The organism is Stutzerimonas sp., assembly GCF_982611455.1.
This window is the reverse complement of record NZ_CEXBBO010000017.1, coordinates 22295-47644: the sequence shown is the minus strand read 5'-3', so window position 1 is coordinate 47644 and position 25350 is coordinate 22295. Positions and strand designations below refer to the sequence as shown.

Annotated in this window: 22 protein-coding genes; 13 read left to right on the top strand and 9 right to left on the bottom strand. The window is 58.4% G+C overall.

The genetic code is table 11. The features are described 5' to 3' along the window. The first annotated feature begins 792 nt into the window (after positions 1-792). Both AC2LD7_RS12130 and AC2LD7_RS12125 read left to right on the top strand, forming a co-directional pair. Positions 793-2028, top strand: a complete 1236-nt coding sequence (locus AC2LD7_RS12130; RefSeq protein ID WP_484597987.1) for an exonuclease SbcCD subunit D C-terminal domain-containing protein — start codon at positions 793-795, stop codon at positions 2026-2028. After that, positions 2025-5678 carry an AAA family ATPase gene (locus AC2LD7_RS12125; RefSeq protein ID WP_484597986.1) on the top strand — a complete coding sequence of 1218 codons (3654 nt, stop codon included), beginning with the start codon at positions 2025-2027 and terminating at the stop codon, positions 5676-5678. Before AC2LD7_RS12130 ends, AC2LD7_RS12125 begins: the two co-directional genes overlap by 4 nt. A 52-nt stretch (positions 5679-5730) precedes the next feature. Here AC2LD7_RS12125 and AC2LD7_RS12120 read toward each other — a convergent pair whose 3' ends face one another. Next, on the bottom strand, positions 5731-6261 hold the full coding sequence (locus AC2LD7_RS12120; protein WP_484597985.1) for a cytochrome b: 531 nt from the start codon (positions 6259-6261) through the stop codon (positions 5731-5733). 311 nt (positions 6262-6572) lie between these two features. Between AC2LD7_RS12120 and AC2LD7_RS12115 the strand changes: the two genes are divergently transcribed. Both AC2LD7_RS12115 and cynS read left to right on the top strand, forming a co-directional pair. Next, entirely contained in the window at positions 6573-7334 is a 762-nt protein-coding gene (locus AC2LD7_RS12115) for a phytanoyl-CoA dioxygenase family protein (RefSeq protein WP_484597984.1), read from the top strand. Between the two features lie 259 nt (positions 7335-7593). Then, positions 7594-8043: a cyanase gene (gene cynS, locus AC2LD7_RS12110; protein WP_484597983.1), complete on the top strand. Its 450-nt coding sequence runs from the start codon at positions 7594-7596 to the stop codon at positions 8041-8043. Here the strand turns inward: cynS and AC2LD7_RS12105 are convergent, their stop codons facing one another. Together AC2LD7_RS12105 and AC2LD7_RS12100 are read right to left on the bottom strand one after the other, a co-directional pair. Further along, on the bottom strand, positions 8044-8595 hold the full coding sequence (locus tag AC2LD7_RS12105) for an ankyrin repeat domain-containing protein (protein ID WP_484597982.1): 552 nt from the start codon (positions 8593-8595) through the stop codon (positions 8044-8046). Positions 8596-8672: 77 nt separating this feature from the next. After that, a complete protein-coding gene (locus AC2LD7_RS12100) occupies positions 8673-10175 on the bottom strand; it encodes a catalase (protein WP_484598027.1) in 1503 nt (500 codons plus the stop codon). A 317-nt stretch (positions 10176-10492) separates the two neighbouring features. Between AC2LD7_RS12100 and AC2LD7_RS12095 the strand changes: the two genes are divergently transcribed. After that, the gene (locus tag AC2LD7_RS12095; protein ID WP_484597981.1) at positions 10493-10975 is read left to right on the top strand and encodes an acyl-CoA thioesterase; all 483 of its coding nucleotides are present in this window, start codon (positions 10493-10495) and stop codon (positions 10973-10975) included. Positions 10976-11150: 175 nt separating this feature from the next. Beyond that, positions 11151-11492, top strand: a complete 342-nt coding sequence (locus AC2LD7_RS12090; protein WP_484597980.1) for a zinc ribbon domain-containing protein YjdM — start codon at positions 11151-11153, stop codon at positions 11490-11492. Positions 11493-11707: 215 nt separating this feature from the next. Here AC2LD7_RS12090 and speA read toward each other — a convergent pair whose 3' ends face one another. The 3 genes from speA to thiO form a co-directional block, all read right to left on the bottom strand. Beyond that, positions 11708-13621, bottom strand: coding sequence for an arginine decarboxylase (speA, locus tag AC2LD7_RS12085; protein ID WP_484597979.1), 1914 nt, complete (start codon positions 13619-13621; stop codon positions 11708-11710). A gap of 120 nt (positions 13622-13741) precedes the next feature. Further along, positions 13742-14113: a translation initiation factor Sui1 gene (locus AC2LD7_RS12080; protein ID WP_484597978.1), complete on the bottom strand. Its 372-nt coding sequence runs from the start codon at positions 14111-14113 to the stop codon at positions 13742-13744. Positions 14114-14562: 449 nt separating this feature from the next. Continuing rightward, the gene (thiO, locus tag AC2LD7_RS12075; protein WP_484597977.1) at positions 14563-15693 is read right to left on the bottom strand and encodes a glycine oxidase ThiO; all 1131 of its coding nucleotides are present in this window, start codon (positions 15691-15693) and stop codon (positions 14563-14565) included. A gap of 78 nt (positions 15694-15771) precedes the next feature. On the opposite strand from thiO, the gene AC2LD7_RS12070 reads away from it, so the two are divergent. From AC2LD7_RS12070 to AC2LD7_RS12040, 7 genes are all read left to right on the top strand, one after another. Then, the gene (locus tag AC2LD7_RS12070; protein WP_484597976.1) at positions 15772-16275 is read left to right on the top strand and encodes a GspH/FimT family pseudopilin; all 504 of its coding nucleotides are present in this window, start codon (positions 15772-15774) and stop codon (positions 16273-16275) included. A gap of 157 nt (positions 16276-16432) precedes the next feature. Continuing rightward, a complete protein-coding gene (locus tag AC2LD7_RS12065; RefSeq protein ID WP_484597975.1) occupies positions 16433-16918 on the top strand; it encodes a GspH/FimT family pseudopilin in 486 nt (161 codons plus the stop codon). Next, positions 16915-17460, top strand: coding sequence for a type IV pilus modification protein PilV (gene pilV / locus AC2LD7_RS12060; protein WP_484597974.1), 546 nt, complete (start codon positions 16915-16917; stop codon positions 17458-17460). The genes AC2LD7_RS12065 and pilV overlap by 4 nt, the downstream gene beginning before the upstream one ends. Before the next feature lie 11 nt (positions 17461-17471). Then, on the top strand, positions 17472-18218 hold the full coding sequence (locus AC2LD7_RS12055) for a PilW family protein (protein WP_484597973.1): 747 nt from the start codon (positions 17472-17474) through the stop codon (positions 18216-18218). Continuing rightward, positions 18215-18763, top strand: coding sequence for a pilus assembly PilX family protein (locus AC2LD7_RS12050; RefSeq protein WP_484597972.1), 549 nt, complete (start codon positions 18215-18217; stop codon positions 18761-18763). Before AC2LD7_RS12055 ends, AC2LD7_RS12050 begins: the two co-directional genes overlap by 4 nt. A gap of 43 nt (positions 18764-18806) precedes the next feature. After that, complete coding sequence (locus tag AC2LD7_RS12045; RefSeq protein ID WP_484597971.1) at positions 18807-22700, top strand: pilus assembly protein; 3894 nt, start codon at positions 18807-18809, stop codon at positions 22698-22700. Further along, positions 22697-23131 (top strand): type IV pilin protein, encoded by a 435-nt coding sequence (locus tag AC2LD7_RS12040; RefSeq protein ID WP_484597970.1) that lies wholly within the window; start codon positions 22697-22699, stop codon positions 23129-23131. Before AC2LD7_RS12045 ends, AC2LD7_RS12040 begins: the two co-directional genes overlap by 4 nt. 155 nt (positions 23132-23286) lie before the next feature. On the opposite strand, the gene ispH is transcribed toward AC2LD7_RS12040, so the two are convergent. From ispH to lspA, 3 genes are all read right to left on the bottom strand, one after another. Continuing rightward, positions 23287-24231 (bottom strand): 4-hydroxy-3-methylbut-2-enyl diphosphate reductase, encoded by a 945-nt coding sequence (gene ispH, locus AC2LD7_RS12035; RefSeq protein ID WP_484597969.1) that lies wholly within the window; start codon positions 24229-24231, stop codon positions 23287-23289. Positions 24232-24400: 169 nt separating this feature from the next. Next, positions 24401-24838, bottom strand: a complete 438-nt coding sequence (locus tag AC2LD7_RS12030; RefSeq protein ID WP_484597968.1) for an FKBP-type peptidyl-prolyl cis-trans isomerase — start codon at positions 24836-24838, stop codon at positions 24401-24403. Then, positions 24831-25334, bottom strand: a complete 504-nt coding sequence (gene lspA / locus AC2LD7_RS12025; RefSeq protein ID WP_484597967.1) for a signal peptidase II — start codon at positions 25332-25334, stop codon at positions 24831-24833. The genes AC2LD7_RS12030 and lspA overlap by 8 nt, the downstream gene beginning before the upstream one ends. Between the last annotated feature and the right edge of the window lie 16 nt (positions 25335-25350).

Sequence of the window (25350 nt, the reverse complement as noted above, 5' to 3'; positions counted from 1 at the left end):
CATTGCTTTTTGTAGGAGCGAGCTCGCTCGCGAACGATTGCTGGCGCAGAAGTTTGAGTATGGCGCCGCGCTTTCCTCGGCCCGACCTACAGGTTGCGCCTTGCACGGCGCGTCACTTTTTCTTGTGTGGCCAAGAAAAAGTAACCAAAAAGAAGGCCACCCCTGCATCCGGGTTTTGCTGCGCAAAACTTCCCTCCCTCCGGCGCCGCTCCGGAGGTCGTCGCGAAGGGACATCCATGTCCCATCACTCCTCGCTCGGCATCCATGTCTCGCGACCCCCTACGCAACGCCTGCGCTCGGCCTCCTGAAGGGGACTTGGAACCGAGTCGTCTGGAGGTTTTCCAAGAGCATTAGCAACAAAAAACTCTGCCCGTTCCCGTTTGCACGGCCTACCAGGCAACACCAAACGCCCCTTTCAGGAGGCCGAATGGAATCTCTGCGCAGAGGGGCGAGCGGCATGGATGCCGCGAGAGCCGTGAAGGGCCATGGATGGCCCTTGCGCGGCGACCCTCGGAGCAGCGATGGAGTGAGGGGAGTCGAGCGCAGCGAGCCCCGTATGCAGGGGCAAGCGTTTTTGCTTACTTTTTTTGGGGCCGGCCATCCGGCGACTGAAAAAAGTGAGTCGCCCAGCAGGGCGAAACCAATGCCTCGGCCAACCCCGCCAATAGGTTTTCCCGCACGAACCCAAACCCAAGAGCTTCGCGAGCAAGCTCGCTCCTACAACAGCCCCCGGCGAACCGTGCGCGCCGACCGCCTGCAGGCGCCCACTCGCCACCAAAAAAGACCCCTCGTATGCGCCTGATTCACACCTCCGACTGGCACCTGGGCCAGACCCTCCACGGCCAGGACCGCGACTACGAACACGCGCAATTCCTCGCCTGGCTGCTCGACCAGCTGACCCAACATCAGCCCGACGCCCTGCTGATCGCCGGCGATATCTTCGACACGGTGAACCCACCGCTCAAGGCCCAGGAGCGTCTGTACGACTTCATAGTTCGCGCCCACGAAAAACTGCCGCAGCTGGATATCGTGATGATCGCCGGCAACCACGACTCCGGCGGTCGGATCGAGTTACCCGGGCCGTTGATGAGGCGCCTCAACGCCCACGCCATCGGGCGCATCAGCTGGCTCGCGGACCATCAGCTCGACCATGGCCGGTTGCTGGTACCGCTGCATGACGCCAAGGGCCAAGTGGCCGGATGGTGCTTGGCCCTGCCCTTTCTGCGCCCGGCGGAAGTCACCGGCGGCGAGGCGGGCGAGGACTACATGGCCGGCATCCGCCACGTGCATCAGCACCTGATCGCCGCGGCCGAAGCGCAGCGCCAGCCCGGTCAAGCGCTGATCGCCATGAGCCACGCGCACATGGCGGGCGGTGCGGTATCGGAAGATTCGGAACGCAATATCGTCATCGGCAACGCCGAAGCGCTGCCAGCCAGTCTGTTTCCCGAGCCCATCGCCTACGTCGCCCTCGGCCACCTGCACAAGCCGCAAAAGGTCGCGGGCCAGGAGCGCATTCGCTATAGCGGCTCGCCGTTGCCGCTGTCTTTTGGCGAGATCAATTATCCGCATCAGGTATTGCTGGTGAGCTTTGGCGGCGACCGGCTGGACACGATCGAAAGCCTGCCGGTGCCACGCGCCGTGGAGATGATCCGCATCGGTCGCGCACCATTGGCGGAAGTCATCGCCGCCCTTGAAGCGTTGCCTCCGGTGGGCCTGTTCGCTGAAAACCTGCCCTGGCTGGAGGTGCGCGTGCAGCTCGACGAACCGCTGCCGGACTTGCGCCAGCGTATCGAAACGGCACTCACCAACAAGGCCTGCCGATTGGTGCGCATCGCCAGTGAATACGCTGGTAAACGCGGCGAGGCGGAATCCGAAGTCCTGCTCGGCCTCGACCAGATCACGCCACAGGAACTCTTCGCCCGCGCCTGGGAAGAACAGTTCGGCAACCCGCCGGACGAGCAGGCATTGGATGATTTCGCCAGCCTGCTACAACGCGTCGAGTTCGCCGGCGAAGGAGACGCCACATGAAGATCCTGGCCATCCGCCTGAAAAACCTCGCCTCGCTGGCCGGCGAACAGGTCATCGACTTCACCGCCGAACCCTTGGCCAGCGCCGGCCTGTTCGCGATCACCGGGCCCACGGGTGCCGGAAAAAGCACCATTCTCGACGCGCTGTGTTTGGCGCTGTTCGGTAGCACGCCGCGGTTGGAAGACGTAGGCACCCAAGGCAAGGTTCCAGACGGCAGCGACGAGATAGGCAATACCGACGAACGCAACCTGCTACGTCGCGGCTGCAGCAGCGGCTATGCAGAGGTGGATTTCGCCGGCGTCGATGGCCACCGCTACCGTGCCAGATGGGAGGTCAAACGCGCCCGTGAGAAGGTCGACGGCCGCTTGCAGGCCAGCAACCAGAGCCTGCTGGACCTGGACCGCGACCAGCTCCTGGCCAGCGGCAAGAAACGCGAATTCAAGGAGCTGCTCGAAGCCAGACTCGGCATGAACATGGCGCAATTCACCCGCGCCGTGCTGCTGGCCCAAAGCGAGTTCTCCGCATTTCTCAAGGCCGATGACAACGACCGCGGCACCTTGTTGGAAAAACTCACCGATACCGGCCTCTACAGCCGCCTCGGCCAGGCCGCCTTCGAGGCCGCCAAGCGCACCCGCGAAGCGCTGGCTGTTCTGCAACAACAGGCCGGCGGCGTGCAGCCACTCGAACCCGAGGCGCACCAAGCGCTGGAAGCGCAGCATGAGCAGCAGCTAGCCGAACTCAAGGCAATGCAACAGCAGCTCGAGATCCTGAAACAGCAGAGCCAATGGCTGCAGGACCTGGCCCGCTTGCAAGCTGATCGCGACAATGCCAGGCAGCAGCTGACCGATGCTGAAAGCGAACATGAAAACCTCGCCGACGCCCGCCGCATCCTCGGGCTGTTCGAGCTGCTGGCACCGCAACGGCATCGCTTCCTACGCGAGCAGGAACTGGCGCCGCTGCTGGCCAAAGTCGAGGAAAACCTGGCCCGCCATGGCCGCGAGCACAGCGCGATGCAGCAGCGGCTCGATGAGCTGGAACAGCTCTGCAAAAATTCGATCGATGCGTTGAATGCAGCCGAGCAAGCGCTCAAGGCCGCCGAACCGCGGCTTGTGCAGGCGCGCCGCGAAGAGGAGCGTTTAAGCCATCTGGCCAATGACCTGAGCGACGCGCGCCAGCAAACCGAACACGCCGAAGCCGCAAGCAAGGCCGGTGAACAGACCCTGACTCAACTACGGCAGCAGCAGGAACAGACCACCAGCCAACTGGCAGCCCTGACCGAAGGGCTTGCCCGCAGCGCCGAGTTGCAGCCGTTGTGCGCGGCCTGGAATGGCTATCGGCCACGCCTGCAGCAGGCCGTGCAGATTGCGGCTCGCCTGCAACAGGGTCGTCAGGAGCTTCCAGCCCTGGAAGCCACTGCCAAGAACGCCGAAGCCGCACAGGTTCAGGCACGCCAGGCGCTCGACGCACTGCAAGCAGACATTGGCGGTGAAACGGGCCTGGCCGACCAACTCGCCCAACTCAACACTCGGCTCGACGCCTGGCGCGAAGCCCTGCGCGAAGGAGAAAGCCTACACGGGCATTGGTCTCGCAAACAGCAACTGGCACATCAGCAACAGGCATTGATCGACGCGAAAAGCAGCCAGCAGCAGGAGCTCGACGCCCTTACGCAGGCCGGCAAGCTCGCCCGTAGCGAACGCGACGATGCGGAAAAGGCGCTCACGGTGGTGCAGACATTGTTGGATCGCCAGCGCCTGGCCCGCAGCGCCAATGTCGAAGCCATGCGCGCGGCGTTGGCCCCAGGCGAGCCGTGCAGCGTCTGCGGCAGCCTCGAACATCCCTGGCACGACGGCAGTGCGCTGCTCGCCGCCCTCGATCAGGGGGACGAGCGCGAAGTCGAACAAGCCCAGCTGCAGCTGAAGAATCACGATGAAAAGCTTCAGGCGCTGCGCGACCAGCACATCGCACTGACGACAGGCATCAAACAGAACGGGCAGCGACACGCTGAAATCGCCGATGAGCTGGCAACGCTGGAACCGCAACTGGCCGCCCTGCCCCTCTACGACGAACTGTTGAGCGAGGCGGAAACGGAGCGCCAGTCCTGGCTTGACGGATTGCTCGCCACGCTTAAAACCGACATCACCACGGCCAATGCCCGCCAGCGTGAACTGCTCAAGATGCAGCAGCGAAGCGAAACCCTGCAGAACGCCTGGCAGAGCGCGCGCGACACCTGCGTTCAGGCGACACAGGCGCTCACCAGCCAGCGCGAGGCCATCGCCCGCGACGACGAGCGATTGACTGACGAGCTGGCTGAATTCGCCAGTCTGCTGCCTGCTGCCTCGCTCGCCTGTTGGCGCGGGGCGCCTGCCGAGACATTCATGCAGCTCGACAGCAGGGTCGAAGCCCGGCGTCAGCAGATCGACCAACAGAACGAGTTGGCCGAGGAGCGACAACTGCGCCAGGCCGCACTTGAGCGCGAGCAGTTGCAGCAACAGCATCGTCTCGACCAGCACAAGGCGTGCGCCGCCCGCCTCGCCGAACTCGAAGCCCGCGAATTGGCCTGCCGCCAGAGCCTGCGCGAAAGCCTCGGTGAACAGCCCAGCGCCCAAGCCTGGCAGCAGCAATTGGAAGAAGCGATCCTGACCGCTCGCCAGCAAAACGCCGACGTCGACCGGCAATTGAACGCGGCACGCGTCGACCTGACTCGACTCGCCAGTGAACAGCAGAGCTGCAATCAACGACGCGAAGAGCTGCTGGCCGAACGCAGCACGCTGAGCGAGGAACTCACAGCCTGGCGCGCCACGCATCCTGATATGGACGATGCGACCCTGGAACAGCTGCTGCAGCTGGACGAAACACTGCTCGCCGAAGCGCGCGAACGTCTGCGCGCCAACACCGAGCAACTCGCCCGTAGCCGCGAACGGCTGGACGGCTGCACGCAGCGGCTGGCCGCGCATCAGGCCGGGCAGCCCGATGCGCCGGATGGCGAAACCTTGAAACACCAGTACGCAGAGCAGGAAATCAGCTGCAACGCGGCAGAACAGCGAAGCACCGAACTCCGCGCAGCGCTGCTCGACGATGACCGTCGGCGCGACCAGAGCCAGTCTCTGCTCGAGCAGATCGCCGAGGCCACGACCGAAAGCCAGCGCTGGGGCCGCATCGCCGCGCTGATCGGATCGAGCGACGGCGGTGCCTTCCGCAAGATCGCCCAAGCCTACAACCTCGATCTGCTGGTGCAGCACGCCAACGTGCAGCTGCGTCAGCTGGCGCGGCGTTATCGGCTCAAGCGCGGCGGCAGTCCGCTGGGATTGTTGGTGATGGATACGGAAATGGGCGACGAACTGCGCTCGGTGCATTCACTGTCCGGCGGCGAAACCTTCCTCGTCTCGCTGGCGCTCGCGCTGGGCCTGGCCTCGATGGCGTCGAGCAAGCTGAAGATCGAGTCATTGTTCATCGATGAAGGCTTCGGCAGCCTCGACCCCGAATCGCTGCAAATTGCCATGGACGCACTGGACTCGCTGCAAGCCCAGGGCCGCAAGGTCGCGGTGATTTCCCACGTCGCGGAAATGCACGAGCGCATCCCGGTGCAGATTCAGGTGCAGCGACAGGGCAACGGTCAGAGCGGGCTGCAGATCATCGGTGGGGCGGGCTGAGCGGCACGCTAGTGCGAGGCCGCTCGCCCGTGATTAGCGGTGCAGATCGGCCTCAGCGCACCAGCGGCAGCATGTTCTTGAGCACGTCGTCGCGACGCACGTAGTGATGCCAGAGAGCAACGGCGGCGTGGCCCAGGATCATTGCGAAGAGCACGTACTGGCCGAGGATGTGGACGTCCTTCGCCACGCCACGAATGTCGGATGAGAACGGCAGCGGTCCGATCTCCGCCAGCCAAAACAGATTGATTGGTTTGCTGCCGAACAGCAGACCGGAGATCGGCATCAGCAACAACAGCAGGTAAAGCAGCCCATGTCCGCCAGCGGCAGCGATTTGCTGCGTGCGGGATTGCTGGGGCTCGAGCTGTTGCGGCGCAACCTTGCGGCCACGGTAGGCCAGGCGCAGCAGGGTCAACGCCAGCACTACGACGCCAAGCGACTTGTGCAGGGTAAATACGTTGCCCTTGCCACCGAGTAGCGATGCGAAGAAATCCGCGCCGTAAGGCAACGCGATGATTGTCAGCACCAGCAGCGCGCTGAGCCAGTGGAACAGGATCTGTACAGGAGTGAAACGTGCGGTAGTCATCCAAGCCTCGTGACATGCCAAGCGCATCGATGTGCGACGGAAAAAAGCGCGGCGATTTTCGCTCAAACGGCGTCAGAACCCAAGCCAGAGCGGTTTCGCCATGCGACTGGTGCGGCTTTCGGGTGAAAAGCGAACCCGGCGGACGCCGCTTGTGGCCGCGTGGCCGGTGTTCGCACGAGAAGGGATGCAACCAGCGCACCGCTTGTGGCTGCGCGCCTGCTGCGAGGACAGGTCATCGCGAGCGGTGACAGCATACGAACCTAGGCTTTCAACAAGCTGTCGACAGCCTAAGCGTTTTCGAGTCTGCCGCTATGCCACGAACTGCCCTCACCGCCGATCTATTGCAGGCCATGCATGAGCAAGGCTTCGTACTGCTGCGGGGCGTTCTGCAATCGCAGCAAATCGACGACGTGCGCGCCGCCATCGATCGCCTCGAGCCGATCCATTGGGATTACCAGGGCCTGGTCGACGACCATTACAAATGCGTGTTCAATCGCGATCCGTTCTGGCTGGCCTATCTCGACTTACCGGGTGTCATCGAACTGGCCGAAGCCTGCCTCGGTGCGGACTGCCATGTGATCGGCCAGACCGCCTGGCGCAGCCGTCCGGGCTTCATCGGTGGCGAGTTACATGCGGACTATCTGGCGATGGAGCTGCCGGAAGCGCTGTTGGCCGATCCCGCCTTCGAGCTGCCGATGCAGGTCTGCACGGCACACATCTATCTCGACCGGATCGATGCGGATCTCTGCCCGACGCTCGTGATTCCCGGCAGCCACCGCGCCGGCCGCAAACCACGCCAGGGTGAAATCAGCTGGCACGGACAGCCCCTCGAACCGGTGCTCTGTGAAGCCGGCGACATATTGCTGTTTCGCAGCGATCTCTGGCACGCCGGCAGCCGCAACCGCACAACCGACCGCAGCCGTTACCTGCTGCAAGTGCACTACGGCCGGCGCATGGTCGCGCAGAAGTTTTCGCCCTATCTGCAATGGCGTTTCAATCCCGAGGTGATCGCAGCGGCCACGCCGAGGCAGCGGCGCTTGCTAGGCAAGCATGAGGCGTCGGAGTACGACTGAAGGGAGAGTCTTGCAGCGGCTTGATGCGCTTCAGAAATTACCTATAGTCAATCCCTCAGGCGAACTCGTTAGGCCGATGCAGCTGGGTCATTGATCGGCCGAATGAATTCGGCCCTACATTCTGAAAAGCGATTGGATTCAGCCTGTCCGATCATTTTCGCGACGATGGAAACCCAAGCCACCTCCGTCCCCCTGGCATATGTCATGCATCACTGGCGATACCTGCCGCCGCCGCGGCTCCAGTGAACGAGGTAACGCCATGATTTCCTGCCGCAGCCAAGTCACCCAGATGATCGTTTCTGCCAAGGTGCGCAAAAACCTGAAATGGACCCAGGTGGCCGAGTCCATCGGCATGTCGAAGGAATGGACCACCGCCGGCTGCCTTGGCCAGATGGCCTTCGACAAAACCCAGGCGGAAACCCTCGGCAAGCTGTTCGAGCTGCCTGACGAAGCCGTCGCCTGGTTGCAGATCGTGCCCTATAAAGGGTCATTACCGACTACAGTGCCCACCGATCCGCTGATCTATCGCTGGTACGAACTCGTCAACGTCTACGGCAGCACCATCAAGGAGCTGATCCACGAGGAGTTCGGTGACGGCATCATGAGTGCCATCGATTTCTCTATGAATATTCAACGCCAACCCGACCCGAAGGGTGATCGAGTCAATGTCGTCCTGTCCGGCAAATTTCTGCCGTACAAGAGTTATTGATCAGCGGGTACGGATTTCGCCACGTGCCAGGCTATCGACGTTGTTGCCCAGCGGATCGCTTGACTCGAGATCGGCTCCTCGCTCGCGTAGCGCTTCGAGCAGAGCATCGCGTTGGAACAGCGCGGCGTACATCGCTGGGGTCTGGCCGGCCTTGTTGCGCTGGTCGGGGTCGCATTCGGTGGCTAACAAGCGCTTGGCGATGCGCAGCTCACCTTTGAAGATCGCGCCCATCAGGGCGGTGTTGCCGCGCTTGTCCTCGGCGCAGGCATCGGCACCGGCGGTGATAAGCCGCTCCACCGTATCCGGGTGGCCGTTGTAGGCCGCCAGGATCAAGGCGGTGTAGCCCTTCTCGTCGGCGGTGTTCAGGTCGTATCCGGCCTGAATGAATTCGTCGAGAACCTCGTTATCGCCAAAGCGAGCGGCGTTGAAGAAGTAGTCGCGTAATTGAGTCTGGACCTGCTCGGAGTCATTCGATACCGCGTTCAGTTCCGACGCGGCGAATGCCTGCCCACTGCCGAGCAGCAAGGCAGCTAACAGATAAAAGCACTTCATGCTCTGCTCCTTAAATAGCTGACCCGAGCCTGGCTCGGGTCAGTGGCCGCCGTACGTGGCGACGGCCGATTGCTGCATCAGTCCTGCAGGTTGGCGGCCAGCGCCTTGACCCGCTTGAGGTCGGACTTGGCGACCTTGGTCAGTCCTTCGCCGTACTCGGCGTCCGCCTTGTAGAAGTACGACAGCAGGAGGTAGCGCGCTTCCTGATCGGTCTTAGCCAACTCTCCGCCCAGCGTATTGATCAGATCCTGCTGCTCCTTCTTGCTGAACGAGCGATACAGCTCGCCGGTCTGCTTGAAGTTCTGCTCGCGGTAGATCGGCGCCTGCTGAGTGGTGCCGGTCAGCGCAGTCTTGCTGTAGATAGCCCGCGGCGTTTCTTCACGGTTTTCGCGACGGCTCGGCTGGTAGTTGACGCTGGTAGTGGTGTGTCCACTGTTCAGCTGGCCATCCTGGTTGCCGTTGTTGACAGCGACTTTCGGACGGTTGATCGGCAGGCTCATGCCATTGGCGCCGACGCGGTACATCTGCGTATCGGCATAGGAGAACAGACGGCCTTGCAGCAGGCGATCCTCGGACGGCTCGATGCCAGGCACCAGGTTAGCGGGTGCCATGGCGACCTGCTCGGTTTCCTGGAATACATTGTCCGGGTTCTTGTTCAGCACCATCTGACCGATCTTGCGCTCAGGTACGTCAGGCCAGATCTTGGTGGCATCCAGCGGATCGAACTCGAACTTAGCCAGGTCTTCCGGCTTGAGCACCTGAATGTAGAGGTCCCACTTCGGGTAGTCGCCCCGGTCGATGGCGGCGATCAGGTCCGAGGTCAGGTGGCTGTAGTCCTTACCCTGCATCTCCTGGGTTTCCTTCGGGTCCAGGTTCTTCACGCCCTGCAGGCTCTTCCAGTGAAACTTCACGTAGTGCACATCACCTTGATCATTGATCAGCTTGTAGGCGTGAACGCCGTTGCCGTCCATCATCCGCAGGCTGGCTGGCGTGCCCTGATTGGAATACAGCAGCGTCAGGGTGCGAGTGGATTCGGGATGGTGAGAGAGGAAGTCGAAGCGACGTGTGTCGTCATCCAGATTGGTGCGAGGATCGGGCTTGAACGCGTGGACCATGTCCGGAAACTTGATCGCGTCGCGGATGAAGAAGGTCGGGAAGTTATTGCCGACTAGGTCCCAGTTGCCATCGGCGGTGTAGAACTTGGTGGCGAAACCACGGGGATCACGCAGGGTTTCTGGCGAGTGCAGGCCATGCACCACGGCGGAAAAGCGCACGAAAACCGGGGTGGTGCTGCCCTTTTCGAAGACTTTGGCCAGGGACAGATCGGAAATATCGTCGGTCGCGGTGAATTCGCCATGGGCGCCGGTACCGCGCGCATGCACGACGCGCTCGGGCACACGCTCGCGGCCGAAGCGCTGCAGCTTCTGCAGCAGCTGTACATCTTGCAGCAGGGTCGAGCCGTTGGGGCCGGCAGTCTGCGAGTTCTGGTTGTTGCCGACAGGCGCGCCATTGTCGCGGGTCAGCGGAGCAGCATGGGCGCAAAGCGACAGCGCGCTCGCGCAAAGCACGCCAAGCAGCATGCGTGCAGGCAAGGCGCCTGACAGGTAACGGTTCATTCACTCTTCCTCTTCTCGTTTTTAATTGCGTCTGGAACGCAGCGGGAAGATTAGGAGCGGGCGCCGCGCCACCCCAATTGAATAAGCGAAGCGGTGCGATAGGCAGATTCTGCTTGTTAGAAAATTGCAAGCAATGCACGCGGACGCGCGCTGCTGGCTCTGCGCGCTATTGCCACATTGACCCGCGAAAATAAAACTGAAGGCAGCGCGTCCTGGGTGCACACAGCCGCTTCGTATTCGACTAAAGTAGCGGCCCTTTTTGCCAGCACGAGCCGCGCACCATGCTTGATGGAAACGCCGAACTGACCATGACCGTACTGATGACGCCGGACAAGGCCAACTTTTCAGGCAACGTACATGGCGGCACGCTGCTGAAATATCTCGACGAAGTCGCTTACGCCTGCGCCAGCCGTTACGCCGGGCAATATGTGGTCACGCTGTCGGTCGATCAGGTGAATTTTCGCCAGCCGATCCATGTGGGCGAGTTGGTGACGTTCCTGGCATCGGTCAATTACACCGGCAATACGTCGATGGAGATCGGCATCAAGGTCGTCACCGAAGACATTCGCCATAAGACGGTTCGCCATACCAACAGCTGCTTTTTCACGATGGTCGCGGTCGGCGAAGATGGTCGCCCGACAACCGTGCCCACGCTACAACCGCAGACGCCCGACCAGAAACGCCGTTTCGCCCAGGCCCAGCAGCGCCGGCAGATCCGCCGCGAGCTGGAAGAGCGCTATCAGGCGATCAAGGACGAAGCCTGAATTCACCGTACCGATTCGAACCCGTGCCCAGCCGTGACCGATGCGGCGGGCAACCAACCCAGCCGCTCCGGTGGGTAGACCGGAACACGCAGCAAACGACATACCGCCTGCGCCGCAGAGCAGGAAAAACTCATACAATTCGCGGCTTTTTGCATCACCAAACCGAGGATCTGCCGTGAGCGCTCTGCCGCCCTGCCCTATATGCAACTCCGAATACACCTATGAGGACGGTCCGATGCTGGTCTGTCCGGAGTGCGCCCACGAGTGGTCCGCCACAGCGCCAGTGGTATCTACCAGCGATGAAAAGATCATCAAGGATTCGGTCGGCAATACGCTGCAGGACGGCGATACCGTCACCGTGATCAAGGACCTAAAGGTCAAGGGCTCGTCGCTGGTGGTCAAGGTTGGCACCAAGGTCAAGAACATCCGCCTGTGTGACGGCGACCATGACATCGACTGCAAGATCGACGGTATCGGCGCGATGAAGCTGAAATCGGAGTTCGTTAGAAAGGTCTAAAAGCAAAAAGCTTCGCGCCGGGTCGGCCCTCCCACAGACGCAAACGCCTGCGCAGTGCGCTTGTAGGAGGCACGCCCCGTGGCGAATGCAGGCGAAGCCTGCCAACAGAGCCAAAACTTCACCTCGAAGCCGACCTCTTTCATCCCGAGCCGGCACCGCGTGCCGGAATGCGGCTTAGCATTCCTGCATTCGGCGTCGTTATCGACTGTGCTGGCTCAAGGCGTGAGATACGAAGAGCGTGTCAGACCCAAGCGCAGCGCGTCGATGTACTGGGTGCGTTCCTTGGCGCTGAGCCGCGCACTGGAGACCTTGTCGCGGTAGTAGGTCATCAGCTCCTCGGGCGACAGGTGCACGTAGCGCAGCATGTCCTCGATGGTGTCGTGGGTCTCAATGCCTGCGTGGTAGTAGCTGCCGTCCTCGCGCTGATACACATTCACCGAATCGGTGTCGCCGAACAGGTTGTGCATGTCGCCGAGAATTTCTTGGTAAGCCCCGACCAGGAAGACCCCGAGGAAATATTCCTCCCCCGCCTGAATCTCATGCACCGGCATGCTGTTCTCGATGCTCTGCTCATCGACGTAGTGCTTGATCTTGCCGTCGGAGTCGCAGGTAAGGTCCTGTAGCACGGCGCGGCGCACCGGTTCCTCGGTCAGACGCTGCAACGGCACGATCGGTAGGATCTGATCGATCGCCCAGGTATCCGGCAGGCTCTGGAACACCGAGAAGTTGCAGATGTACTTGTCCGCCAGCTTGTCGTTCAACTCGTCGAGCACGGCGCGATGCGAGCGCTGGCGTGCCTTGAGTTGGTTATAGAGACGACGACAGATGGCGAAGTAGCTTTGTTCGGCCAGGGCCTTCTGCGCCAGCGACAACTTACCGGAGGCATACTGCGCCGCGGCCTCGCTCATGTAATGAGTGGCGCGCCAGTAGGTTTCGGTCACCATCTCCGGATCGGAAGGGCCAAGCAGATCGGCCAGCGCCTGGACGATTTCGGGGAGCTCGTCGTAATTTTCGATGGTCGGCGGCTCGTCATTGTGACGCTCGAAGTCAGTCACTTGCATCACCAGCACCGCATGGTGCGCGGTCATGGCTCGACCGCTCTCGGAGAAAATGTGCGGGTGCGGCAGCTCCTGACGATCGCAGAATTCCTTGAGCATGCCGACCACGGTGCCGGCGTATTCGTCGATGTCGTAGTTGATCGAACTGGCGTTGCGCGAATGCGTGCCGTCGTAGTCGACCCCCAGCCCACCGCCCACATCGATATGGTCGACGGGCAGCCCCAGCGCGCGCAGCTCGGCGTAGTAGCGGATGGCCTCGCGGAAGCCGTCGCGGTAGTCGGCCAGGTTAGCGATCTGCGAACCCATGTGGAAATGCAGCAGGCGCACGCCCTGTTCGACGCCAGCCGCACGGAAGCGCTCAATGACGGTAAGCAACTGCGCGGCGGACAGACCGAATTTGGATTTCTCCCCCCCCGTGTCGGCCCACTTGCTCGACGCCAGAGATGACAATCGCACTCGTAGCCCGACCTGCGGAAGGATTTTTAGCTCAGCGGCCTCTTCGATCACCATGCCCACTTCCGACATTTTCTCGATGACGATGAACACGTTGTGCCCGAGCTTCTGCCCCATCAACGCCAGGCGGATGAATTCGCGATCCTTGTAGCCGTTACAGACGATGGTGCCACCCTTTGGCGCCAGCGCCAGCACGGCCATCAGCTCGGGCTTGGAACCGGCCTCAAGGCCGATGGCGACGTTCTGCGTGGCAATGATGTTCTCCACCACCGCTTCCTGCTGGTTGACCTTGATCGGATACAAAGCGGTGTACTTGCTCTGGTATTCCAGCCGTTCGATGTTGGCATCGAAGGCGCCGGTCAGCCGGCGAACGCGGTCCTGCAGAATGTCCGGGAAACGCACCAGCAACGGCAAAGTCAGCCCCGCATCACGCAGCTGTTCGATCAGCCCGGTAAACTCGATCGGCTCGCCAACCGGTCCCTGCGGGCGCACTTCGACTTGACCGTCATCACTGATCGAAAAATAACCCGCGCCCCAGTGACGAATGCCGTAAACGCTACGGCTGTCCGCTGCGGTCCATTGGCTGCCGTCGTCTTTACGTGTGCGTCGTACGGGCATCTAAGTCTCCTGAAAAAATGGTGGTCTGTCGGGCAGTAGAACACGACAGAAAGGCTATCCCGGTTGGACAGCCGGTGCGCAAGGAAATAAGCGCAAACGATGATTGGATAGAAAAAGAGCTCAACCGCCGGATTTTTTTGCCTTAAATCCGCGCTTGATCAGCTCATCCAGCAACAGTTGAACATGGTCGCCCTGGATCTCGATGACCCCATCCTTGAGCGCACCGCCAGTACCGCAGCGACGCTTGAGGGCACTGGCAAGCTCCTTGAGTTCAATTTCAGCAAGCGGTACGCCAGTAATCGTCGTCACCGTCTTGCCACCGCGGCCTTTGCTCTCCCGGCGAACCCGAGCGATGCCATCGCCTCCGGGGATCACGGATTGCTTGCAGACACAGGCATCCAGAGGCTGGCTGCAATCCGGACAATGCCGCCCTGCATCGGTGGAAAATACCAGGCCGCCAAGGCCCGACAAGGAGGTGGTTTTCTTGGCCACACGAAACCTCTTGAGCGAAGAAATCGGCGCAGCTACGCCCAGCGCCACAAAGCCGAGCAATTTAACAGCAAAACCGGCTCACTCGAAGCGCTGCACCGTCATCGCCGCGAACAGCCTGAAAAGCTTCGCCCCGAGGCGGGCCTCCTACAAGAGCAACGCGTGCATACCGAGCCCTGTGGAAAAACACGAATTGTGGCGAATGCGGACTCACTCCACATCGAAGCGCTGGGTTCCGTTCACTGACGAGCCAGAAGCCTCGCCCATCGCTGGCCAAAGCCCATACCGAAACCTTGTGGGAGGCGCGACCCGCGGCGAAAACTGACCCGCGGCCGGCAGGGAGTCGGCTCCAGACACTACCGCTCGTTAAACCATCCCGCCTTAACAACAAAACCCCACTAAACCGCGGGGCTCGCCATCATTCCGAAGCGCTTATCAAATCCGGGCGAACATCAGAGCCGACCGACCGGGGCGTACGGCTCGGGATCGATGCAAGGCGGCCGCCCCAGCATCAGATCCGTCAGCAACTGGCAGGACGCCGGAGCCAGCACCAGACCGTTACGAAAGTGTCCGCAGTTGAGCCAGAGGCCGTCATGACCCAGTACTGGCCCAATATACGGAATGCCCTTGGGTGAAGCCGGACGCAGCCCGGCCCAGTGCTTGATTACGGTCGCATCAGCCAGCGCCGGTAGCAGTTCGATAGCGCTGGCCCTGAGGCTTTCAAGCGCATCTTCGGTCGGCGTCTTGTCAAAGCCTGCGTCTTCAAGTGTGCTGCCCACCAGGATATGGCCATCGCGACGCGGGATCGCATAGCGCCGCTTGGCCAGCACCATGCTCGGCAGAAAGTCTGCGGCGCACTTGAACAGAATCATCTGCCCCTTCATTGGCTTGACCGGCAGCTCAAGCCCCAGCGTAGCCAGCAATTTACCGCTCCACGCCCCGGCGGCAACCACCACCCGTTCGGCTCGTATTTCGCCTTGCGCCGTGTGGACTCCAAGAATCCTCTCGCCGTCACGGATAAAACCGGTCACCGGGCAGTGCTCGATCACCCTTACGCCCGGCATCCTGGCGAGCGCCTCCCGCAGGGCGCGCAAAAGCTGCGGGTTGCGCACGTTGGCGACTCCCGGCATGAATATCGCCCGAGAAAACCCTTCGCCAAGCTCGGGTACCGCGGCGTGCACTTGCCTCATCGGCACTCGCTCCAGAGAGCGCCCCTGACGCTCAGCCCAGGCCAGCGCCTCGCCTTCATCCTCCAAATCCAGCCAGTAGAGCCCGGTCTCGTACACCTCGGGATCGATCTCGGTCTGCTCGAGCAGCCGTCCCCCCAACTGCGGATAGAACGCCTGCGACCAATGCGCCAGCGCCGTCACCGCCGGGCTGTAGCGCCACGGGTAAAGCGGAGAAACGATACCGCCGCCAGCCCAGGAGGCTTCGGTGCCCGTCTCACCTGATTCGAGCAAAACGACTTCCTGGCCTGCGCTCGCCAGTAGATAGGTCGAAAGCAGGCCAATGACGCCTCCGCCGACGACTATTGATACATCAGCCACACTTATCTCCAATGGATCAGCAGATTCACCGCTCATGCCTTGACTTTGAACCATACGACGTTAAAAAAGGGGCCGTCTGGAAGACCGAATCATACGTGCAAAAGGAAGCGCACCATGAAGCCCAAACGACAACGGGCGTTTACGCTTATCGAATTGATGATCACGGTAGCACTGCTTGCCATAGTCAGCTCGATTGCCATACCCAACTTCGCTGACTTCGTTGAACGAAACCGGCAGCACGCGATACGCGATGAGATGCTTTCTGCTCTGCAGTACGCCCGTGCCTATGCAGTGATGAGCGGCGGCGCCATTGAACTGTGTGCATCAGGAAACGGCGAAGCATGCCAGACCGACTGGTCGTCCGGCTGGATGATTCGGAGCTTGCGGAGCGAGATGACGCATCGTCACAGCCGGCTTGCACGCGATAATCCTTTGCGCTGGAGCGGATTTTCAAATGACATAGTTTTCTACACCAACGGAACCAGCCCCAGCAGTAACGGCTTTTTTTATCAGTGCCATGACAAGCGCGTTTCATGGCAGGTCATATTGAGCCGACAAGGACGCATTCGCTTAGGCAGTGAACAGGAGAACGAGAAGAAGCTTAAATACTGCAGCTGATTCAACTGGCACCGGAGCTTTCATAATCAGATGCAAATCACAAAACCGTAACGCCCCATTACCGAACATCCAACCATTCGAGCCGGCTGTCTTCACTATGGCGACACGGTTCGGTGCAAACGTCATGCTTCCGCCGTCAAGTTCTATGGAGCTCATCATGTCTCGTCGTTCAGGCATGCACGGATTCACCCTCATCGAATTAGTCATCGTCGTCGCTTTGCTGGCGATTATCGTCAGCATTGCAACGCCAAATTTGTCCACATTTATCCGCAACAATCAGCTTCAGGGTAATGCGGAAGAGCTACAGGCGTTTCTGCAATATGCACGAAGCTCCGCGGTAGCAAACCGTCAAACTATTCGAGTTACGGTCGGCAGCGACCAGCAAGCCTGGACGGCCACCGCAGTCACTAGCCAGGCCGTGCTGCGGCAATTCGTGCCAACCCCCGCACAAGCCAACATCCGTGCGAGCTTCACAAGCCTTGAGTACTCCCCTAACGGAACGGCAGAAAGCGCACGTTTGACGTTGTGCCGGGATACAGACAGCTCCTCTGGATACTTAATTACCATCAGCGCAAGCGGTGCAACGCAGCTCCATGCTCGTGGGACCGAATCTGGCCAAACATTGGGAAGCTGCACGCCATGAAGCATCCTTTCACTCCTCAAAATGGCTTCAGCCTTATCGAGGTGCTGGTCACCCTGCTGCTTATCAGCATCGGCATTATCGGGCTCGTCGCAATGCAAGGCCGTGCCATTCAATACACTCAGGATTCCGTGCAGCGAAACCAAGCGGCGATGCTCACAAGCGATCTATTTGAGCTGATCAAGGCTAATCCAAGTGAAATCAGCAGCTACTCATTCGATAGCCTGCCCCCAGCTGCTACTGACCCTACCAGCTGTATCGAACTTGCCAACTCCGCCGTGTCCCAGCAGTTAGCGTGCTGGTCCAGAGATGTGCGCGCCCTGCTTCCCGGCGCGAAGGATGAGGAAGTCGCTGGCGAGTTTCACGTTTGTCGTTCCAAGGCCCCTGGCTCCTGTGCGAACGGCTCTGTGGTTGAGATTCAGGTTGCTTGGCAAGCCCAAGGGGAAGGTTGTCTCAACGACGCCGATCTGGACGGCGGGGAGGACGGCGAAGAGGAAGAACCGAGCAGCTCGCTTTGCCATTACCGAATTCGATCGGAACTGTAGGAATTATATACATGAGCAGGCAAGCTGGACTCTCGATGGTCGAATTGCTAGTGGCGTTGGCCATCAGTAGTTTTCTAATACTTGGCATCACACAGATTTATATTGATAACAAGCGCAACTATCTCTTTCAGCAAGGGCAAACGACAAACATCGAAAATGGCCGATACACCCTACTCATTCTCGAACAAGAGCTGGCAAAGGCAGGGTATCGACGGCAGCCCGATAGTGAATTCGAATTTTCATTTCCGGCCCAAACAGCCGAAGGCTGCAACTTCGCTGCCGGACAAACAATTACATATGTCGATGAGAAGAGTTTCTGCATTCGCTATCAGCCGGCGTTCACCGACGCGAAAGATTGCGAGGGCAACGATGTTGAGGACATACCATCTCAGCCATATACAACCTTTGAAGAAGACCCGATCGTAGCCAGATTTGAATTCGATGACGAAACAGAAGAGCTGCGCTGCAACAGCCAACCAATCGCCAATGGAATCGTAGATATACGCTTCGAATACGGCATCAATTCAAACGACGCAAAAATCGTGAACTCCTACAAGCTCGCTCCCGGTTCGAACGATGAAATTCGTACAATCCGCTATTCCGCCCTGACCGCTACATCCGCGCAGCTTAGCGACACGTCGGACAGTGCGGCCTACAAACAATGGTCCGCAAAATATCTCGACGATGCAGAAACGCCAGACAGACGACTCTACTCAAGGACTGGAAGCACCATTAGCATAAGGAATCGCCTGCCATGATTTCACCTTCTCTCTCCATATACCGGCAACGCGGCGCCAGCTTGCTTATTGCAATGGTATTCCTGCTCATCCTTACTGTATTGGCGATTTCTAATATGCGCGAAGTCGTGCTGGAAGCTCGTATTACAGGCAACGTATCCGAACAGAAAAAACTTTTGAGCACTGCAGAATCAGCATTAAGAGACGGCGAACGCCGAGCGACTGTTCGTGGACCTCAGGAGCCTACGAGCAACTGCGATGGAATTTCAACTAAAACGCTTTGCCTCTTGGACAGAGAGCCTGCCTACGGGCAGGATTTCACCGACCACCAAGAGTACTCCCCCAGCGACGACACTCAACTAGAGCGGGAAGCGCTTTGGTACGCACAGATAGCACCATCGGGTGAAACTCAAGGGGAAAACGAAAATCCTGAGTATGGGAATATGCTCATGGGTATAGGGATTTTCCGCTATGAGATTAACAGCTCTTCAACTAGTAATAATCTGAGTGCCGCTTTGCGTTCTACGACCGCCTTGAATTCGAAAGGCCGGATTGAAAGCGAATAACAGCGCATTCTCTCAACCTCTTACTCGTTCTCATGGAGCCGCTATGAGCGCCCTTACTTTCTATCAAAAAGCCGTCGCCAGTTTCTTTGGCTGCGCTTTATTTCTCAGCGGAACTCAGGCTGCGACTGCAGCAGCGTTAAACATAAGCAACATTCCACTTATACTTAACGATACGGTTGCGCCAAACCTGATTTTGACTCTCGATGACTCAGGAAGTATGCGCTTCGCATTTGCCCCGGACCGAATCGGTATGGAAAGTAGTGGGTGGCGCAACACTAGAAGGGCCAAATCCTCTACCTTCAACCCAATGTATTACAACCCCGCGGTCACGTACCAAGTACCGACCAAGACGAATGATGATGGCAGCGAAGCAAGCCCTGGATATAGCACAAGCTTCACAAGCGCTTATCAAAACGGGTTTAAAACGAGCGCCGGAACGGTAAACCTAAGCGATGACTATAAAGTATCTTGGGATTACGACATTTCGCAAGAGCAGAGCTACACTTACTCAAGCAGCACGAACTATTCTGGAAGCGGCACGATATACAGGCTTGCTGAAAACCCCGCCAGCGACTTCATAAACCTTACCGGCAGCCGAGAGAGCTTCTCCAATGAAAGGGAATGTACATTTAATGGCTATTACACATTCTCTTGCGAAAGTTACAGATCAAGCGGCAGGACTAGATATAGAGGCGAGCGGCAAAGTGTCTCCAGTAACGACACTCAGAAAGGAGTTCCGGCTTACTATTATGTATTTAACACAAGCTTGCCAAACTGTGTAAGCGAATCAGAAGAGGACGACGAGTGTTATGAATTGATTACCGTTTCGGCCAGTTCCGGAATTGACGGTACTGACGAGCGGGAAAATTTCGCGATCTGGTACTCCTTTTACCGTAACCGAGCACTAGCCACACTGAGCGCTACCAACATCGCATTCAATAACCTATCGTCCTCTGTTCGGTTTAACTGGCAGAGCCTCAATAGTTGCAAAAGCCTGACCGAGGGAGCCTGCGATAAGAACCTGCTTCGAGAATTCAACACTCAACACAAGGGAAACTTCTTCAACTGGCTTACGGACATCCAATTTGATAGCGGTACCCCGCTTCGCGAGGCACTAGGACGAGCCGGCGAATTCCTTAAGCGAGACGAAGCGTGGGCGAAGACACCCAATCCTTTTACCAGTTCGGGCGGAAAAGGAACTACCGTACAGTCACCTCAGTACTCATGCCGACCCAGCTACCACGTTTTGATGACGGATGGCATGTGGAACGGTAACAATGCTAGCCCGTCGAACCTGAAGCCTGACCATAGTTCAGTGAATTTACCGGATGGTAAAAATTACTCCGGAACACGCCACCCATATGTAAGCGACCACACAAATACACTGGCCGACCTAGCTATGCACTATTGGGCGACCGACTTAAACTCCAATCTTGCAAACAACCTTAAGCCATATGTACGCGCCGCTAATACCGACGCCACGATCCAGTACTGGGATCCAAAAAACGACCCCGCCGACTGGCAGCACATGGTCAATTACACTATGGGTCTTGGATTAACGGAATCGTTGACGTTATCAGGCTTAGAGTGGGACCAGGACGAGGGCACGTTCGGGGGTAACGGCTACAACAACCTCGTTAGCGGTGCAAAATCATGGCCAAAGCCTGAAGCCGACAGTGCGAACAATATTTACGATCTCTGGCATACAGCAATTAATTCCCGAGGCGAGTTTTTCAGCGTTGATAGTCCGGAAGCCATGGTCGAGGCATTCCAAGAAATCCTCAATCGAATCTCGGATCGCACTACCACAGCTGCACGGCCGGCAGTATCCGCCTCCTTCGTGTCGGATGCGGACGGCGCAGAACTTCAAAGTAATATCTACGCGACACAGTTTTCTAGCGAGGACTGGAGCGGGGAAATGGTTAGGACTTCCGTTGATGCTAGCGGAACGCAGACAGAGCTCTGGAGTTCCAAAGAGCGCAACCAGTCCACTCTAGATGTGTCAATAAACTCCGGCTCCACCGAGGGATCGGGCCTGGAAAATTTCGATTGGAACAACCTCAGCGATGAGCAAAAGGTTCTTTTTAACAAAAATCCAGAGAGCCTGAACAACTCCTCAGATGGACGGGGTGAGGAGCGCGTGGCCTATATTCAAGGCAGCCGCGCCAACGAAGGCAGTGGTGATGAGCATTTTCGCAAGCGCAGCACAGTAATTGGGGACATCATTAATTCAAGTCCCGTAATTGTTGGTACACCGAGCTATCTAGCGTATCTAGCAGACCAAATCGAAAACCCTATCAGCGCGGATGCACCGCAGGGTCGAGCGGGGTATCAGGGCTATGCGGATTTCCGCCAAACCCATAAAAAAATCACTGAAGCTAACCCGGATGGGCGCAAGGAGATGCTTTATGTGGGTGCCAACGACGGCATGCTGCATGGGTTTAACGCATCGACCGGCAAAGCGGATTTTTCGTTCATACCTAGCGAGGTGATGCCGAACCTCTATCGCCTGACAGGCAAAAACTACGCTGGCGGCGAGCACCGCTTCTTCGTGGATGGATCTCCCATTGTTCGCGATGTTTATTTCAGCGATGCTGATGGTTGGCGGACCGTTCTAGTCGGCACACTGCGTGCCGGCGGCAAAGCGCTCTTCGCACTCGATATCACCGACCCGACAAACATCAAGTTGCTCTGGGAATTCGACGCGACTGCCGAGAACGGCGACGTAGACTTAGGCTACACCTTCGCTCAGCCAGAGATTGTTCGTCTACATAGCGGACAGTGGGCTGTGCTGATGGGAAATGGGTATAACAGCACAAATGACAAAGCGGCATTGCTGATCATTGATATCCAGACCGGTGACCTGCTGAAAAAGCTTGAACTGCCCGAAGTCGTGGAGAACGGCACGAGCCTGCCCAATGGGCTTTCTAGCGTGCGCGCAGCCGATAACAACGGCGATGGCATTGCCGATTACGCATATGCCGGCGACCTTCAGGGCAACCTGTGGCGGTTTGATCTTATTAAACCTGTGAACACAGACGGCACCATGTCGGGCGACCCTTTTTCAAGAAACCGGCAAGTCAATGTCAGCACCGATGACTTTAAGACTTCCTACAATGAAACCCCGCTTTTTACGGCTCGTGATGATGAGAACGAGATTGAGGCGCGGCAGCCGATAACTATTCAACCGTCGCTGGTCCGACATCCAACACGCTATGGCTACCTCGTACTATTCGGCACCGGAAAATACTTCGAAAACAATGACGCCAATGTTGATACAAGCCGCGCAATGACCATTTATGGCATATGGGATCGCCAAACAAGAGCTCAGCCTACCACTGAGGCCACCGCTCGCGCGGAGGAACGAAGCAATCTAGCAAGTCAAACGTTCGGCACACAAAATGACGGCGCTTTGGTTGGCTTAGAAGGCAATCAGGCAACTAATGACATTCGGATCCTCAGCGATGACATGATCAGCTGGTTTAAGCCAGATACGACGGATCTGCAGGACGACGGAAATGTTGCAGAATGGGGCTGGCAGCTTAATTTGCAGGTAGGCTCAGCCAAACTCGGTGAAATGGTCATCAATAATATGTCTGCAAGCGGCCGTACGTTGTTTTACAGCAGCCTGACACCTAATCTTGACCCTTGCTCCGATGGAGCCGACACATGGTTCTATGCGATTGATGCATATACCGGTGGACGCACAGCTTACAACGTGCTTGACCTGAGCAAAGACGGCATAGTAGACGGCGTCGATAAGTACACTGACAAGGTTATATCAGGGGTTCGCTTTCCTGCTCTGGGCGGTTTCAACCTGGCCCCAGGTAACAAAGTGTATGGCAGTGACGGTGCCAACGACCCTGCAACCGTAGGCGATGACCCTAATTCGAGCGGGCGCCAGAGCTGGCATATTATTCCAGAGGAATTTCAATGACTCTCATAATGCGAACAACTAAAGGATTTACTCTGATAGAGGTGATGATTGTCGTAGCGATCATCGGAATTCTTGCGGCGATTGCCTATCCCTCCTATCAAGACTACGTGCTCCGCGGCAATCGCACAGAAGGTCAAGCGCTGCTGAGTGAGGCCGCGGCACGACAAGAGCGCTACTTCGCCCAGAACAATAGATACATTACAGATGCAGCGGATGTTGCCAAACTTAAACTGCGTTCCTCAACAAGCAGCGGTGTAACGTCCGATACTGGCAAGTACACCCTGACTGTTGGGGCTGAAGATGGAGACGGCGGTTATACTCTAAGCGCCGATCAGCAGTTCAGCGACACAGCCTGTGGAAATCTGACGCTGAATGCGCTCGGAACCAAGGGCAATACCGGCTCCAAAGCATGGTCGGAATGCTGGCGGTAGCCTAAAAACTTAGGGATAGCAGAGGAAGGCCAAATTCCGGCCTCCGCTCTGTCAGATTATTCCTAAAGCGCTATCGCGAGGCCGCAGTCCGGTAAGTTGCACGACCGGAGTTCGTTGCAGACGCTATCCGTCACATCGCAATCCATAGGCAACAGCTATAGGGCTTTCAACCGCAACTCCTTCGGCATCGAGAACGTCACGTTCTCCGGCCGCCCGTCCAGCTCATCCATCCCCGTAGCGCCCCATTCGCGTAGTTGATCGAGCACCCCACGCACCAGCACTTCGGGCGCCGAGGCACCGGCGGTGATACCGATTCTGCTGGCATTTTCGAACCACTCACGCTTGAGATCTTCCGCCCCATCGATCAGGTATGCGGGGGTCGCCATGCGCTCGGCCAGCTCGCGTAGGCGATTGGAGTTAGAGCTGTTGGGGCTGCCGACGACCAACACCACATCGCACTCGCCGGCCAGTTGCTTGACCGCATCCTGGCGATTCTGGGTGGCGTAGCAGATATCGTCCTTGCGCGGCCCGCCGATCGACGGGAAACGTGCCCGCAGCGCATCGATCACGCGACTGGTGTCGTCCATGGACAAGGTGGTTTGAGTAACGAATGCCAGCGCGTCAGGGTTGCGAACCTGCAGATTGGCAACATCCTCCTCGTCTTCTACCAAGTAGATCGAGCCGCCGTTGGCAGTGTCGTATTGGCCCATGGTGCCTTCGACTTCAGGATGCCCCTCATGGCCGATGAGGATGCACTCGCGCCCTTCCCGGCTGTACTTGGTCACTTCCAGATGTACCTTGGTGACCAGTGGGCAGGTGGCGTCGAACACCTTCAGGCCGCGCCTTTCCCCTTCCATCCGCACCGCCTGCGACACGCCGTGGGCGCTGAAAATCACGATAAAGCCATCCGGCACTTGGTCGAGTTCATCGACGAAGATTGCGCCCCGCTCACGCAGATCCTCCACCACGAACTTGTTATGCACGACCTCATGACGCACATAGATCGGCGGACCGAAGACTTCGAGGGCACGGTTGACGATCTCGATAGCACGGTCGACACCGGCACAAAAGCCACGCGGATTGGCGAGTTTGATTTGCATGTGAATTCTCGGCACTCGGGGCGGATGAGTTGTTGAGTGTAACGCCTGGTCAGCGGTATGAAGCGAAGCTGGAATCTCCATAACGCCCATGCTCGCAATAGGGGAACGCGCCCTGGTTCGCCAGCAAGCAGGCTCCTACAAGAGCAGCTTGCTTACAGGGACTGGTCTTTCAGACCGGCTTGACCTCGAATATTTCCACTTCGAAGGTCAACGTCTTGCCGGCCAGCGGATGGTTGAAATCCACGGTGACCTGGAGCTCGTCGTAATTTTTGACGACACCCGGTAACTCAGTCTTGGCTGCATCGTTGAAGATCACCAGCAGGCCTTCCGAGAGTTCCATGCCTTCGAACTGACTACGAGGCATGACCTGCACGTTCTGCTGGTTGTGCTGGCCGAAGCCTTGTTCCGGCGCGATCTGGATGGTGCGTTTGTCGCCGGCCTTGAGCCCGAACAACTGCTGTTCGAAGCCCGGAAGCAGGTTTCCGTCGCCGACTTTGAAGGTGGCCGGCTGCTTGTCGAAGGTACTATCGACCTGCTCGCCATTATCCAGGCTCAGCGCGAAGTGCAAAGTCACCTGCATGTCCGGCCCGATGCGTTGTTCAGTCATTTACCGCTTCTCCCGTTTTACTGCCACGGAACATATCCAGCGCCAGCATCACGGCGCCGATGGTGATGGCGCTGTCGGCGATGTTGAATGCTGGGAAATACCAGCGGTTCTGCCAATGCACCAGAATGAAATCGACCACGTGACCAAGCACCACACGATCATAGAGGTTGCCGAGGGCACCCCCCAAGACCAGCGCCAAGGCAACCGCCAGCCAGGTCTCGTGGGGCTTCAGGCGTTTCATCCAGACCACCAGCACGGCACTGACGCCGATGGCGATCACGGCGAATAGCCAACGCTGCCAGCCGGAATGATCGGCAAGAAAGCTGAAGGCTGCGCCCGTGTTGTAGGCCAGGGTCCAAGCGAAGTAGTCGGGTATCACCTCGACCTTCTGGTACAGGCTGAAGTTGGCTTCGAAGTAATGCTTGGATGCCTGATCCAGTGCAATCACCAGCACGGTCAGCCAGAGCCATGTGAGCTTACCGAAGCGCGAGGTCATTCCGCTGCCCTCGAAA